Origin of the sequence: Telluribacter humicola (genome assembly GCF_017355935.1) — a bacterium.
In the GTDB taxonomy this organism is placed as follows: domain Bacteria; phylum Bacteroidota; class Bacteroidia; order Cytophagales; family Spirosomataceae; genus Telluribacter; species Telluribacter humicola.
Genome location: NZ_JAFIQT010000001.1, coordinates 2,128,541 through 2,143,487, shown reverse-complemented (window position 1 = coordinate 2,143,487; position 14,947 = coordinate 2,128,541). Strand labels below are relative to the sequence as shown.

The following is a 14,947-nucleotide window of genomic DNA, read 5'->3' as shown; positions in this document are numbered from 1 at the left end:
TTAACTAGGGTCGGTAAATCAGAGCCACGCAATGAGCAGCAATACCTTCCTCCCGGCCCACAAATCCCAGGTGTTCCGAGGTAGTAGCCTTGATAGAGATAGCCTCTTCATCTACACCCATTACCCCCGCCAGGCACGCCTTCATAGCGGGTATGTGCGGGTTCAGCTTAGGCTGCTGCAGTACTACCGTTACATCTACATTGCCTACTTCGTAGCCTTTGTCACGGATCATCTCGAGTACTTTGGTCAGTAGCAGCTTGCTATCTACTCCCTTCCACTGTGGGTCCTTGTCGGAGAAGTGGTACCCGATGTTCCGCATATTGGCGGCCCCCAGTAGGGCATCACACAGTACATGACACACCACATCCGCATCGGAGTGTCCCTTAGCACCGTGGGTATGGGGAATAAGTATACCTCCCAGCCAGAAAGGGCGGCCTTCTTCAAACTGATGTACATCGTAGCCTAGCCCTACGCGGAAAGGAATCATACTATAAGATTAAACGGTAAAGAATGGGACTGAGATGTAGAACCGGCTCTTACCGGAAAGGGCACAGTCAGGAAATCTACTCTGCAAATTGGGAAGATCCAACTGAAAAGACAACAGCCGGAGGTAGTATGTGAGGCAGGAGGCTATAAAAAGCAGCAACTACCGGCTCAGAGGTACCGGTAGTTGCTGCTTTCTACTTTAAGAATGTAGGCTCTTAGTTAGCTTCGGCCCGGTAGTACAGCGTTGAGCAGTTTTCAGGGCGAAGTATCGTACGGGCCGCCTGGTAGATAGCCTCGGCATCTACCGCCCGGATTTTGTCAGCATCTTCGTTGACCCATTCGGCATTACCGGCGTTGGCCGCGAAGGCCAGGTTCATCGCGCGGTTGAGTAGCTCTACTTCCGAAAATGCCAGGGTAGCCTCCGACTGATTTTTCACTTTACTTACCTCATCAGACGTTGCTCCGTTCTGTACCAGGTCAGCGATCAGCTCATTGACGGCCGCATCGGCTTCTTCCAGCGTAACACCGGGATTCAGGAAACCACGCACCAAAAACAGTCCCGGATCCAAAGAAGAGGTAATACTGGCGCTCACGCTATTAAATAGCGGCTTTTCTTTCAACAGGTGGCGGTACAACCGCGACGACTTTCCTCTACCTAATATATCACTTAGCAGATCACCCGCAAAGAAACCCTCCTCAAAGCGTCCGGGCATGTGCCAGGCCTTGATTAGTCCATTGAGAGGTACCTGGGCGGAAGTTTCCAGGAAGCGTGGCTCATTTTGAACCGGCTCATTGGGCAACTGACGCACGTTTGGTTCACCGGCCGGAATAGGACCAAACCATTTCTCCACCAACTGCTTTACCTGCTCTGGATTAACAGCACCGGCAACTACCAGTATGGCATTATTGGGGCGGTAAAAGCGGAAGAAGAAATCCTGCACATCTTCCATAACGGCCTCTTCAATATGAGTAATATCTTTGCCGATCGTAGCCCAGCGGTAGGGATGTACCTTGTAGGCCAGCGGACGAAGCTTCAGCCAGATATCACCGTAGGGCTGATTGAGGTACCGCTGCTTAAACTCCTCTATCACTACTTTCCGCTGTACTTCCAGCACCTTAGGGTCGAAGGAAAGACTCAGCATCCGGTCTGACTCCAGCCAGAGGGCCGTTTCGAGGTTATCAGCGGGGAGAGTGATGTAGTAATTGGTGATGTCAGGGGATGTAAAGGCATTGTTCTCCCCCCCCACTTTCTGTACGGGTTCGTCGTAGCTGGGGATGTGCTGTGAGCCACCAAACATCAGGTGCTCAAACAGGTGCGCAAATCCGGTGCGCTTTTCATCTTCATCCCGTGAGCCTACATTATATAGTATATTCACCGCGGCCATCGGTGTAGAATGGTCTTCGTGTACATACACACGCAAGCCATTACTTAAAACAAAATGTTCGTATCTGATCATATATCGTAGTAGTAAATAATAAGCCTGAGAAACGCAGACTCTATTTTTAACGTTATCAACAAAGCTAATGTTCCGGCTGTAATCAGCCAAATCTCAATACCGCATTAATCATAGCCATGAAGAAAACCCTCTACTCCATTTTACTTTTCCTCTTCTATCTCACAGTTCCTCCAACGGCCCAGGCACAGCTACTCAATGATCCGGCCGGTATGAAACTTATTCAGGAAAGCATTGACCATATCTACAACTACGACTTTGAAGAAGCTAACAAGATCAGCCAGCAGGTCAGGGCCCGCTACCCCAATCATCCCGTCACTCACCTACTGAAGGCTTTTCAGATGTACTGGCAGTACCTACCCATCCAGAACAACAAAGCGAAGTCGCAGGAGTACATCGCTACCCTTAATCAATGCCTGGCAGCGGTAGATAAGCAGTACGGTAGGGAAAGTACCAACCCCGAGGCTGTGTTTTTTACCATGGCGGCGCATGGCTTCCGCGCACTGATGTATAATTACCAAAGGGAATTGATCAAAGCAGCGACCGAAGCCAAAAGTGCTTATAATGCCCTCATGGCCGGCATGAAACTCACTGACAAGAACCCTGAGTTCTTCTTCACCACCGGCATGTACAACTACTACGTAGAGGTGTACCCCAACGACCACCCTATAGTCAAGCCCGTCATGTTCTTTTTTAAGAGTGGTAATAAAGCATTAGGCATCAAGCAGGTCGATACCGCCACCCGCGTTGGGGTAATCACCCGCGCCGAAGCCAGCTATTACCTTGCACGTATCTACCTCGAGCAAGAGTCCCGACCTGACCAGGCCACGGTATATAGCAGTAAGCTCAATAGCTGGTACCCGCAGAACCCCGTGTACAAAATGGTATATGCCGAGTCTTTGATACAAGCCGGACGATACGACGAGGCTACCGATGAAATTAACTTTCTTAAACGCTACACCGGCGGATTTTATCCGATAGCCTGGCGCACTTTTCAGGGGCTGGTGGAAGAAAAAAAGGAGAAAGATGATGCCCAGGCCCAGCGGGAGTACCTGGCTGCCCTGCGTACACCTTACGATGAGCAGTTTACGCGGGAGTACCACGCGATGGCCTACGCGGGACTGGCCCGCATCGCTGACCGGGCCGGTAACAAGTCTCAGGCCAGAGACTACTATAAGAAAAGTCTGGATATCACCTATTATAAATCCATTATCAAAGAAGCCAAAGGGTACTTGAATAAGTAAGTAACTTGTAATCAATATAAAGCTTATGGAAGCAAACAACAAGTTCGATAAGATCATAGAGGCCCGGATGAAGCTGAAAGCCCGGTTTGAGGAGAAGATGAAAGCTACCCCTTCCGTGGCTGATGATCGTCCCCTGGGTACCGGACCTGCTAATCGGCATGGTATGCCTAAGCTGCCGGTAGGTCAGTACCTGACCCAGAAGTGGCCCGTGCTGGACCTTGGCTATCACCCGGACGTATCGCTGGAACGCTGGCGGCTGACCATTAGAGGCGAGGTGGAAAACCCGGTCATACTCACATGGGATGATTTCATGGCAATGCCCCAGACGGAAGATGTCAGTGACTTTCACTGCGTCACCACCTGGTCGCGTATGGATGTACCTTGGGTAGGTGTCCGGCTCATGGACCTGGCAGCGCTGGTGCAGCCTAAGGAGACGGCTACCCATATCATGTGCTATGGCTACGATACCTACACCACCAACATCTCCCTCGAAGAAGCCCTGAAACCGGATGTACTGCTGGTACATACGGCCGATGGAGCGCCTCTTTCCTTAGAGCACGGTGGACCGGTACGGATGATTGTCCCCCAATTGTACGCCTGGAAAGGCTCCAAGTGGATAAAAAGAATAGAATTCATGAGTGAAGATAAACCTGGCTTCTGGGAAGACCGAGGCTACTCCAACACCGCCTACCCCTGGCGAAATGACCGGTACAGCGACAACGATGAATAATAAAACAGCCAGGGTGTCCAACGCCTTGGCTGTTTTAAATAGGTATAATAAGCTTCTGACTTACTGCTGCATCAGATGGAATCCTCCTACCGGTAGCAGGTGCAGGTCCACACGCTTCTCCTCAGCCAGCTTCACAGCCGCTTCTTTATCTATCTTGATGTAGGGGAATGTATCATAGTGCATACCAAATACCTTATCAGTATCCAGCAGTTTGGTAGCCCGCAGGGCATCGTGTATATCCATGGTAAAATTGCTGCCAATGGGCAGGAATGCAAAATCCAGATTGTACTGTTCCCCGATTAGCCGCATATCTGAATACAACGCAGTGTCACCGGCAAAGTAAAAGCTATACCCACCTAGTTGTATCACATATCCAATCGGACTGCCTCCGTAGCTGCCGTCGGGCAGGCTGCTCGAATGAAAAGCAGGCACCATCTGCACCATCCCAAAATCAAACGTCCACTTGCCTCCCGTGTTCATGGGATGTACCTTATCCACCCCCTGCTTACCCAGCCACTGCGTTATCTCGAAGGCAGCCACTACGGTAGCCCCCGTCCGTTTGGCTATATGTACGGCATCGGCTACGTGGTCTTCGTGTCCGTGGGAGATAAAGATATAGTCGGCCTCAATATCGTCTACGCTTATGTTAGCCGCCAGCTGGTTAGGAGTAATGAACGGATCGAACAAGAGCTTAACGTGGGAGGTTTCGACCCCAAAGCAGGAGTGTCCGAAATAGGTAATTTTCATGATGAAGTTATTTAGGGGATTTATAAGATAGTATCAATAATACAAACTGACGTATACTCAATAAATAAACGTGGTTATTTACAAACAGTTTTTGATATTTACACCAAAGTGCGCCAATCACCTGAACATCAGACAACTTACCTCACTTTCGGCCACCTATGAATATACAGCAATTACTATCGGAACTGGAACAAAAGCAGCATATTGAGTCGGGGCAAAAGCAACTCCTGAGCCAGTATGAGCAACAGAAGCCCGTTTCCCTATTTGGGTTTCTGCGCATGCTGCTGTACGTGTCGTTAAGTGCTTTCGTGACAGGCGCGGGAGTACTTATTTACCAGAATATCGATACCCTGGGCCATACCGTACTAATGGCATTACTGGCCATGCTGACAGCCGCCTGCTTCGTCTATGTTTTCAAAAAAGGTGAATCGTTCAGCTTCGGAAAAGTAGTACATAGCTCGTCCTTTGTCGAGGTAGTTCTGCTGCTGGGGTGTCTGCTCTTCCTGGCGCTGGAGGGCTACGCGCAATACCAGTACGGCCTGTTTGGTACCCGCTACGGACTGGCGGTTTTCCTGCCCGCCCTGTTCTTTCTCTTTCTGGCCTACCGCTTCGACCATCAGGGGGTACTTTCGCTGGGGCTTACGGCGCTGGCCTCGTGGGTGGGGCTTACGGCCACGCCCGATCAGGTACTGGTCAAAAATGATTTTTCTGACCCGGCGGTGATTCAAACGGCCCTTGCTTTCGGACTGTTGGTAGTGGCTCTCAGCTGGCTCCTGGAAAAGCGGGGGATCAAGCGGCATTTTTCTTATACCTACCTGCTGGTAGCTGGTACCCTCTATCTGGTTGCTTGCCTTGGAGGTATGTTTACCATGGATGCATGGCAGGCGGTATTTGCTTTGCTGCTGGGGATAGGGTGCTGGTATTTTTTTCAGAATGCCCGGGAAGAGAGTTCACTCCTGTTTCTGCTGATCAGCGTACTTTTTGGCTATATCGGATTCACCTACCTGCTTTTTACTAATTTACCCGCCGAGATCGGTGTCTTTCTGGGTTCTCTGTACTTTATGCTGAGCGCTGGCGGGGTGATCTGGTTCTTTCTGAATTTTAAGAAATTACTTCGTAAACCTTCCCCCCAATCCCATGAAAGCCTACAATGAAGTGCTTCTGAAAAATAGATGGGTCCGGAAACGGGTCCGCGACTGGACAGCCAAAAATTTAATATCCGAAGAGGCAGAACGGTCCATTACCAGGGAATACACCGAAGTACCTTACATCCCCCACTGGTTTGTCTGGATTGGGTTGTTCGTGTTTTCGCTCATCAGTATTTCGGCAGGAGCCATTTTTTTTCTTCCCTTCGCCGACCTGCCCGGTTCCGAAAACTACTTCCCGCCTCTGTACGGCCTGGGGCTTTTCTACTTTCTCAACTACCTGATTAAAGACCGTAAGCTCTATTTTTCGGGTATCGACAACGCCCTGCTGTACGCCATTGTACTTTCCTTTTTACCACCGGTTCTTGACATTACGTCCGCGTTTGATACCCCTCCCTGGCTTGTGGCCCTGCTGTACCTGCCCTTTCCCGTCTTCTTTACCTACCGCTATGGCGAACCGGTCATCGCCCTGGGTACTTATCTGACGGGTCTTTATGTACTTGCATCGCTGGCTATGGAAAGCCCGTGGGGTAAGCTGCTGTTACCTTTTCTGGTCATGATCTACGCCGGGCTAGTCTGGTTGTATGTACATCGGTTCCGGAAACGTGATGAAAGCTTTTACTGGAAAGTTAGCCTCAACTGGGTACACATGGCCACTTTGATCCTATTTTATGCGGCGGGCAACTACCTGGTAGTGCGGGAGGGCAACGCCATGATTAACTCCATCTATGGCCCTTCTCCGCAGATTGCCTTCGCCGGCTTGTTCTGGCTCCTGACCTTTACCATTCCCGTACTTTACCTGTTCGCGGCTCTGCGCTGGAAGAAGCTTTCTTTTTTGGTGGTAGGTAGCCTGGCTTTGGTCGCCTCTCTGGGTACGTTGCACCACTACCACCCCATCCTACCCGGCGAGTGGGCGCTTCCCCTGCTGGGTTTGGTAGGGTTTGGTACTGCCATATCCCTGATGCGCTGGCTGAAAGTACCCAGAAACGGATTTATATACGCATTGGAGAAAGACCTGGAAATAGCGGTACTGACCAGAAACATCGTAGCAATGCAGGTAGCCGGTGACCTCCCCCAGCCGCAGTCAGGTCCGGAATTCGGCGGCGGAGACTTTGGGGGCGGAGGTAGTGGCGCGGCGTACTAATAGGTATTATTTCATTATCTGACAACAGCCCTACTCGTCGCGCCAGCCTTCGGGCTTAAACGGAGTACTTGTATTGCTGTACTCACAAATAGCCGTAGGTACACGGGGCGGACCTCCGTATATATTGATTGCAGGCGGATCGGGGGGTGTCGGTTCGGGAGTAGGACGACGGCCAATAAGGGCATAAAACAGCTCTTCGTCCCAGTTCAGAATTTCACCGTTTTCATCATAAGCTCCAATGGGTAAGCCAGTAGCGTCCTTTCGGTCGAGCCAGTAGCGTAATTCCGTAACCGAAGAAGCCGAGAAAAAACCGACTACTATTTCCTTCGGATTGGCCGCGTTCCGGATGTTTCCGATAGGAGCCGTGGGTGGCGTGTCCGCCAGGCCACCCGAGTTCTGGGTCTGGGTTTCGACCAAGGTAAAAAACGCGTGGGCTTCCGGAGTAATGCCTGACTGCCGGATGACCACCAAACCCGGCAACCGTTGGTAGTAGGGCACCACGCCTACTTTTCGTAGCTGTATGTGGCCCCCGTTACTCAGGGCATCATTAAAAAGATTCAGGTTGTAGTTGTGAATAATCTGCCAGCAGCGGGTTCGGCAGCGGTAGTCGTACACCCAGTACCTACTCGGAACCGAAGGTACATCGCCACTACCACTGGGTACAGGGGAAGGTATAAAACAGTCTTCAAATAGCTCGTTCCCCGATACAAACATCTTGTGAAAGTAATAGTTGGGCAGGATATTGTAAACCGCATAAACGCCATTTGCGCAGCTTTTGCACCACTCCTTCCTCTCGTAGAGCGTCCAGTCCCATTTGTAGTAGTTGTGCTGACTTTCGGGGTCCTGCATGTCCAGATAGAACTCATGGGCACCCATGGTGTGAATGCTATGATTCGGTCGTGGTACTCGCGGGTTAAACTCCACCTGCACCCGTTCGATGGGTGATACTGAAGGCATTATCTGCTGGGAAGACAGGTAGGTAGTGCCATCTGTGAGCCGGATTCGCAGCTGATAGGCACGTCCCACCTGCCCCCGGAAGTCACTGGGGAGCCGGTAGCTACCAGCCACGGTTTCATGAGCGGCTACCACCTGTGCCGAATCGACAACTACCTCCACAGTAGCATCCGTAATGGGAGCCGTACCAAAGCGACCGGTGACCGGATCAGCGCGGGAGCGGTTGAGGCGGATAATCTGCGGCTCGGGCAGGTTAGTAATCATACCATCTACCACCAGTACATCCACCGTAGCTTTTACCTGTGGATCAAAAGCATCTACACAACCCGCCAGCACAAGACATATGGCCATCACGACCACCCATGCCTTTTCTTTTAAGTTTAACAGGAGCTTTTTCATCTACTCAAACTTAACATTATAGGTTAGGCTCGGAATGGGGGCGGCAAAGATAGCCAGCCGGTAGGGGTTGGTCGCCTGCCCCTCGGTGCGGTAGTAGATCGAGTAGGCGTTCTTGCGACCGTACAGGTTGTAGACCGTGAAGGTCCAGTGGCTCTGCCAGCGCTTAGAGCGCATGCTGGGGTTATAGATGTTCCAGGCGAAGTCCAGGCGGTGGTAGTCGGGCAGCCGTTGCATGTTGCGCCGGTTGTAGAAGGGATAGGTCCTGTCCTGGTAGCGGATAAAACCCTCGGGTGCCGTGTAGGGACGGCCCGTGCTGTAAGCGATGTTGAATGAAAAGCTGTGGTGCTTGCCCTGGTTGATCGTCAGGCTGGCGTTGAGGCTGTGGGGGCGGTCATAGTTGGCACGGTACCAGTCGCCGCCGTTGATCCGCTGGTGGAAGTCCGCTCCGGTCACCACCTGGTTGAAGGTGCGGGCGTAGGTGTAGTTGACCCAGCCGGTCAGCTCCCCCTTCTTCTTGGTCAGCATGGTCTCCAGCCCGTAGGCCCGGCTGCGGCCCGAGAGCAGGCTGGTCTCCGGGTAGGGGTCCAGCAGGAAGTTAGCTCCCGGCTTGTAGTCCAGCACGTGCCGGGTAGTGCGCCAGTACACCTCCGCCGACAGCTCCAGGATACTGTTTTTTGAATTGAAGAAGTAGCCCGCTGACAACAGCTGGCTCACCTGCGGCTGGATATGAGCATCGGAGGTTTTCCAGCGGGAGGTAGGCAGCGGTGTAGTGGTATTGGAGACCACCTGCAGGTACTGCCGCATCAGGTTGTAGCCTACCTTTAGTGAGGCATTGGCCCCCAGCGCGTAGCGCAGACCCAGCCGCGGCTCAAAGCCCCCGTACTGCGCCGTCACCTTACCGGCTCCGTAGCGCACCGAGTCCACTACCGTCGTTACGTCCACGATCTCTCCGGTGGTGTAGCGTCGCACTACCGATGGTCCCAGGTTCTGAAAGTGCGAGTAACGTACCCCCGCCGACACGGCCAGCTGCTCGGTCAGGCTGATCTCGTCTTCCAGGTGAATGGCCAGCTCCAGCCCCTGCTCCGGGGGCGTGCGCTGGTACCTGACCGCCGGACTCTGGTTAGGGATCAGCTCCCCCGGATTGAGCCCGTAGTGGGTGCTGCTCAGCCCCAGCTCGATCTTCTGGTTTTCGAGCTGGTAGTTCAGGTTGGTTTTGAGCTGCCGCTGCAGCAGCGCCTGCTTGAGTACCACTTCATTGTTGGTACTATCCTCAATGGAGAGGATGCTGGGTACGTACTGCGCCACCAGAGCCGTCGTCTGCAGGTTGAGCCGGGGCGAGAAAGCGTGGAACCAGCGTACCATGGCGTTAGCGGTCTTGTGCTCATACTTGGTAGCTACCGAGTTGACATTGGCCAGGCTCCCCAGCAGATTGGTCTGGAACAGATCATAGCTCAGGTAGCCCATAGCTGTGACGGTATTGCGGTCGTTGACCCGCCAGAAGAGCTTGGTGGTCCCGTCGCCGAACTTGGCCCGGATGTGGTCAAAGCGGGGCGAAAGCATCCGCAGCAGGTAGTCGTTGAAGGCGCCGCGTCCCGATACCAGCAAGCCCAGCTTGCCCTTGATCAGGGGCGTCTCCAGCGTGAGCCGGTTGGCGACCAGGCTGATTCCCCCGTTGAAGCGGGTCTGCTCCAGGTCGGGGTACTTGAGGCTGATGTCCAGCACCGAGGCGGCCCTTCCGCCGTAGCGGGCGGGCACGTTGCCCTTGTAGAGGTCCAGACCGCTGACGGCATCGGGCGGAAACACCGAGAACATGCCGAACATGTGGGTGGGGTTGAAGATGGGGGTATCGTCCAGCAGAATCAGGTTCTGGTCGGTGGTACCACCGCGGATATTCACTCCGTTGGCGGCTTCGCCCACGCTGGTCACGCCCGGTAGCATCTGCAGGCTGCGCAGGATATCTACCTCCCCCAGGGCGGCAGGCATGCGTTTGAGAGTGGCGATGTTGATCTGGGTGACGCCCAGCAGGGGCTGGCGTACGGTGCGGTCGTAGGCTTTGGAGGTCACTACTACTTCTTCGAGCTGGCTGGCCACGCTGGGCAGATTTACATCGTAGCGGGTGTCGCCGGTGACGCGGATGGTGGTGCGGAAGGGGACGTAGCCAACATAGCGTACCACCAGGATGCGCTGTCCGGCGGGTACTTTGATGGCGTAGTGGCCGTCGTTGTCGGTGTAGGTACCAGTAGTGGTCCTCTCGTAATCAATGATGATAGCGGCGCGCATCAGCGGGCGCCCCGAAGCCGAGTCACGGACGGTACCCGAGAGGGTGTGGCTCAGCTGGGCCAGTGCCGGAATGGTCAATAGGAAGAGGAAAGACAGCAGCAGGTACAGTCGGGTCATAGTGTGGTGGTGAGGGTAGGAAGGAACCGTAGTGTAATAAGGTGAAGAAATATAATTAAACTTTTATTTACTACTGAAAATTTTTACCTTTTTAGCACCAATTATTTCCCACCATCTACCTCACTCTATGTCTTCCAGGGCCATTTTACCTCTACTTCTGACTTTGCTCCTGCTTTCCGGCTGCGTAGATAGTTACGATCCGCAACTACCAGGTAATCTGAATGTTGTTATTGTAGATGGTACCATCACCAATCTGCCCGAGCCGCAGATCATCCGGCTCAACCGCTCCAAGAGTGACCCCGTTACTGGCCGGCCCGGCTTTATGGCTCTTACCAAGGCTAAAGTACAGGTTGTGGTAGATTCTTCGCAAGTCATTGAAGCCCACGAAACATACGATGGCGTGTACGCCCTTCCCGCTGATGTTCGGGGGCAGGTGGGCCATGCCTACCAGCTACGATTCACCCTCAGTGATGGTGATGGTACTTCCTACCAGTCCACGCAACAGATCATGCCCGATGTACCCTCCATCGGACAGGTGCGGGCCGAATTCAACCCCAACAGCCTCTCTCCTACACTATTGAACGGCTACCGTGCGGCACACGATTTCTACATTGATACGCAGGACCCGGAGGGGCAGCCTAACTACTACAAGTGGGATTGGAAGCTATGGGAAAAGCAGGAATGGTGCAGAACCTGCGAGAGAGGGTTATATTCTATAAATAACGTTATCGTAAAATACGATCCTAATGGCTATTGGTACTTTATATTAGGCGATTCTATTCTGGAAGATTGTTATTATCCACCACCTCCACCACCACAATATAATGGGGGAGTATTACCATATTGGGTATATGATTATCGCTGCCGGACCAAGTGTTGGGCTATCTTTTTTAATAATGAACTTAACATATTTGCTGACGGCTATACAGACGGAGCTCCCATTGCTAACCATATTGCAGCCAAGATTCCATTCTACCAACAACACGGTTCTCTGGTAGAGCTACGGCAGTCTAGTCTGACGTCCTCTGCTTATCGCTTTTTCAAAGAGTTGCAGGAGCAGACCCAGAACAATGGAGGTGTGGCCGATCTACCTCCCACCGCTTCTGTCGGCAATGTGCAGAATGGGGCAGATCCTCAGGAACTAGTAGTGGGCTTATTTACGGCTTCTGCCGTCTCGACGAAGAGATACTGGCTAGATCGTAAAGATACTAGTGGTATCCCCTATGGAGGAGGAGTGGACGAAAGCGGCAATATGATATCGGGAGTGGACCAGATATTCTATGCTATGTTCCGTCGGCTGCCTAACCCCGAACCCTCTCCCTTGGACCCGGTATCCCCTATGATTGAAATACTAGACCCTTCCTCTCGCAGTCGTCCCTACACGGCTATCTGCCTGGATACCGAGAAGCAAACCTCGGCCATGCCGGTAGGGTGGCGCGAGTAAAGAAGAGTTAGATCAAGACTAAGAGCGAACCATGCACACGGCTACTACTACTTACCTGACACCACTGCAGGTACTACTACAGCAGCCTTTGTTGTAAAGCATCACTTACAAAAACGGGCGTATTTCAATGTTGAGTACAATATCCGTTCAAGAGCAGCTCGGTTAGGGTAGATCCTGAACATAGGCGGTATAATGACCGTTAGATAAAAAAACTAAGAAATTAGTTCTAATTTATACTGCTAAGGAAGTCAATCTCCGTTCTTTGGAAAGAGTGTGTTATCCCCTCTCCATAACTTCTACTGCATCCTAATCTCCATTCGCAAAAGCCTTGGTTAAACTTTATGAACCTGCCACACAACTTCAAAAAAGCTATCTGACTATGCAGCCTCTAGCACTTTGCTTTTTCAATTTAACCCAGATACTTATTTTCATTCTTCTTCTTGGTTGTACGAAGCATTCCCAGGAACATGTTGCCACTACAGCAGCCACTGAAAGTAGCGATGAAAGGACTGGACCCGGCGTTATTCATATCCAGTTCGTTGACAAGCCGGAGTTCAACAGTATGTTAAAGACCAAAACTAATTCCAATAGAGGAAGGCTTGAATATATCGCTTTATATGACAGTTTTGATCGAATAGATTTTCGATTTAATGAAATAGCAAAAAACAAGGTAGCAACTTATTCGACCCAGTCCGATTGGGTAATGGTCCGACGCTATCTAAGCTTCTTCGAATTTCAGGACTTTCTGGTACATAAGGGTGACTCATTGGTTATGAGTTTCGATCCAGGCAAACCCGTTGTCGTCAAACATTCAACCGTTACCTATGCTCCGCAGGACTTAAATGTAGAAGCCCTGTTCAATACAAAACATCCGGGTACTTGCCTGACTGCTGGCATGGCCGATAACACCCGCATGGCAGCCTTCAAGCACTTTTTCGATGATCCCAAAGAGAACGAACGGCAACTCGCAAGGAAAGGGTATGAAAAAGGATTGTACCTGGAAGAACTTGAAAACAAAGTGGGAAGCGAACTGCTAGCTTCTACTAAAAACATACAGAGTTACAGCCAGCAGATTCTCGACTCACTACGTAACCACGAACAGGTTTCAGAGGCTACATACAACTTTTATCAACAAAAGTATTCAAACCTGCTACTAAAGCTGGAAATCATGTCGGGCTCGCTCGATTCAGCTCAGGCGGCCAGCGAGCTCAACAGTAGATTCAGGAAGCAGCGTTTTCAGGATGAATATTTTAATCAGTGTCTGGACAACTTTGAGAAGAAATACATCACATCCAGAGCCAAATGGACCGTAGCCAACCAGTTTCATCTAAGAGATCCTAGGGAAAGTTTCACTAAGGCAACTAATTCTTCCCTGCTGTGCCCTGCGGTGAAAGATCAGATGCTCTTCACCAGTCTTAATAAGATTGACCTGTATTTCCCAGACGAAATAGATACTTACCTGAAGAGATTTGTGGGTCTGGTTAAGGATTCTACGCTCGTTCGGCAAGCACAGGCGAAATACCAGAAAGATGAACTGCTCAGCCGAAAACCCTCGAATCTACACCTACTGACATACAACCGGGAGCAAATAACCATTGAAGAACTTTTGGCAAGTAAAAAAGGAAAAGTGGTTTTCCTGGACTTTTGGGCCAGTTGGTGTGCCCCCTGTATTGAAGAGATGCCCCACTCCAAAAGCCTTCTGCATGACTATGAAAAGAAAGGGTTGGAAGTGGTGTTTTTATCCATGGATGATACTTATATGAAGTGGAGTAAAGCTTCCGAGCGCTTAGAAGTTAATCTTGCCATGAACAGTTTCAAAGTCCTTAAACCCGAGACATCAAAGTTTCTTCAGGAACACAAGCTTAAATCCATCCCTCGCTACATGGTGATTGGTAAAGATGGTAAAGTGATCAATGCGGATGCGCCACGCCCAGGTGATCCAAGAGTACGGCAGGTGCTGGACCGGGCACTGGCGGAATGAGGTAAGGTGCTAAATACTGGATAGGGTTCTAATTCCTCAATACGACCTGTTGACTCAGAGCTATTCATCTTAACTCATGAAAATCTGTAACATTATGAAATGCTATAAAATACGATATGCATTGGTTGTCGTCATCACTATGGTAGTAGCCAATTCAGGCTTCTGCCAAAACTTTATACTTACTGGTAAATTTGACGGATCCGAAGTTCCCACAAGCCTGAACCTGTATAAATATAATAATTATTTTGATTCTCAGTTCGTCGCCACTATTCCGGTAGAAGGTGATAGCTTCTTCTATAACAACTCCAAAATCAAAGAAACAGATGCTTACTACTTAGCAGATGCTCATAATAGTGATAAATCGTACTGGTTCTTTTGGGAAGGGGAAAACGAATTGCTAATCAATACAGAAGACTATTCTAAATCAATGGTCAAGAATTCTCCACTTACCGAAGAAAGAGATCGATACGAAAGGATAGTATTTGACAAGTTTCATGCCGAAATTAAAACTATTGATAAGCAACTATCTGAGTTGAAGAAAGATGTTACGAAGAACCAGGTAAAAATAGATAAACTAACTATGGTTCGGTCTCAGAAATGGGATCAAGGGACAAAAGATCAGGCTACATTTGAAAGGAACTATATCCTTGAAAATGTCAATTCGATATTTAGTCTATATCTACTAACCTGCATAGGTATTGAAATGGTAAATGAAGATTCCAGGCAATTATTTAACAGTCTTAATGAAAGCGTGAAACGTCACAGTCGGGGTAAGATCTTTATGGAATAGCTGCATTTTATTCTTATTAACAGGTGAATTAG

At 50.5% G+C, this 14,947-nt stretch carries 12 protein-coding genes; 7 read left to right on the top strand and 5 right to left on the bottom strand.

From position 1 onward, the window contains the following. Nucleotides 1–4: 4 nt before the first annotated feature. Both ispF and JUB14_RS09155 read right to left on the bottom strand, forming a co-directional pair. The gene (ispF, locus tag JUB14_RS09160; protein ID WP_310586130.1) at nucleotides 5–484 is read right to left on the bottom strand and encodes a 2-C-methyl-D-erythritol 2,4-cyclodiphosphate synthase; all 480 of its coding nucleotides are present in this window, start codon (nucleotides 482–484) and stop codon (nucleotides 5–7) included. 217 nt (nucleotides 485–701) lie between these two features. Beyond that, nucleotides 702–1,943, bottom strand: coding sequence for a M16 family metallopeptidase (locus JUB14_RS09155; protein ID WP_207505555.1), 1,242 nt, complete (start codon nucleotides 1,941–1,943; stop codon nucleotides 702–704). 116 nt (nucleotides 1,944–2,059) lie between these two features. Between JUB14_RS09155 and JUB14_RS09150 the strand changes: the two genes are divergently transcribed. Together JUB14_RS09150 and JUB14_RS09145 are read left to right on the top strand one after the other, a co-directional pair. Then, nucleotides 2,060–3,184 carry a tetratricopeptide repeat protein gene (locus JUB14_RS09150; protein ID WP_207505554.1) on the top strand — a complete coding sequence of 375 codons (1,125 nt, stop codon included), beginning with the start codon at nucleotides 2,060–2,062 and terminating at the stop codon, nucleotides 3,182–3,184. A 25-nt stretch (nucleotides 3,185–3,209) separates the two neighbouring features. Then, the gene (locus JUB14_RS09145; RefSeq protein ID WP_207505553.1) at nucleotides 3,210–3,914 is read left to right on the top strand and encodes a sulfite oxidase-like oxidoreductase; all 705 of its coding nucleotides are present in this window, start codon (nucleotides 3,210–3,212) and stop codon (nucleotides 3,912–3,914) included. Nucleotides 3,915–3,974: 60 nt separating this feature from the next. Here the strand turns inward: JUB14_RS09145 and JUB14_RS09140 are convergent, their stop codons facing one another. Beyond that, on the bottom strand, nucleotides 3,975–4,661 hold the full coding sequence (locus JUB14_RS09140) for a metal-dependent hydrolase (RefSeq protein ID WP_207505552.1): 687 nt from the start codon (nucleotides 4,659–4,661) through the stop codon (nucleotides 3,975–3,977). Nucleotides 4,662–4,819: 158 nt separating this feature from the next. Here JUB14_RS09140 and JUB14_RS09135 point away from each other — a divergent pair, with 158 nt between their 5' ends. Together JUB14_RS09135 and JUB14_RS09130 are read left to right on the top strand one after the other, a co-directional pair. Continuing rightward, nucleotides 4,820–5,815 carry a DUF2157 domain-containing protein gene (locus JUB14_RS09135; protein WP_207505551.1) on the top strand — a complete coding sequence of 332 codons (996 nt, stop codon included), beginning with the start codon at nucleotides 4,820–4,822 and terminating at the stop codon, nucleotides 5,813–5,815. Further along, a complete protein-coding gene (locus JUB14_RS09130; protein ID WP_207505550.1) occupies nucleotides 5,799–6,950 on the top strand; it encodes a hypothetical protein in 1,152 nt (383 codons plus the stop codon). The genes JUB14_RS09135 and JUB14_RS09130 overlap by 17 nt, the downstream gene beginning before the upstream one ends. A gap of 30 nt (nucleotides 6,951–6,980) precedes the next feature. Here JUB14_RS09130 and JUB14_RS09125 read toward each other — a convergent pair whose 3' ends face one another. Continuing rightward, the gene (locus JUB14_RS09125) at nucleotides 6,981–8,303 is read right to left on the bottom strand and encodes a DUF4249 domain-containing protein (RefSeq protein ID WP_207505549.1); all 1,323 of its coding nucleotides are present in this window, start codon (nucleotides 8,301–8,303) and stop codon (nucleotides 6,981–6,983) included. Then, the gene (locus JUB14_RS09120; RefSeq protein WP_207505548.1) at nucleotides 8,304–10,700 is read right to left on the bottom strand and encodes a TonB-dependent receptor; all 2,397 of its coding nucleotides are present in this window, start codon (nucleotides 10,698–10,700) and stop codon (nucleotides 8,304–8,306) included. Between the two features lie 163 nt (nucleotides 10,701–10,863). Here JUB14_RS09120 and JUB14_RS09115 point away from each other — a divergent pair, with 163 nt between their 5' ends. The 3 genes from JUB14_RS09115 (at nucleotide 10,864) to JUB14_RS09105 (ending at nucleotide 14,915) form a co-directional block, all read left to right on the top strand. Then, nucleotides 10,864–12,144, top strand: coding sequence for a DUF4249 domain-containing protein (locus tag JUB14_RS09115; RefSeq protein WP_229367601.1), 1,281 nt, complete (start codon nucleotides 10,864–10,866; stop codon nucleotides 12,142–12,144). A gap of 379 nt (nucleotides 12,145–12,523) precedes the next feature. After that, a complete protein-coding gene (locus JUB14_RS09110) occupies nucleotides 12,524–14,125 on the top strand; it encodes a TlpA family protein disulfide reductase (protein ID WP_207505546.1) in 1,602 nt (533 codons plus the stop codon). Nucleotides 14,126–14,264: 139 nt separating this feature from the next. After that, the gene (locus tag JUB14_RS09105) at nucleotides 14,265–14,915 is read left to right on the top strand and encodes a hypothetical protein (RefSeq protein ID WP_207505545.1); all 651 of its coding nucleotides are present in this window, start codon (nucleotides 14,265–14,267) and stop codon (nucleotides 14,913–14,915) included. Nucleotides 14,916–14,947: the final 32 nt, after the last annotated feature.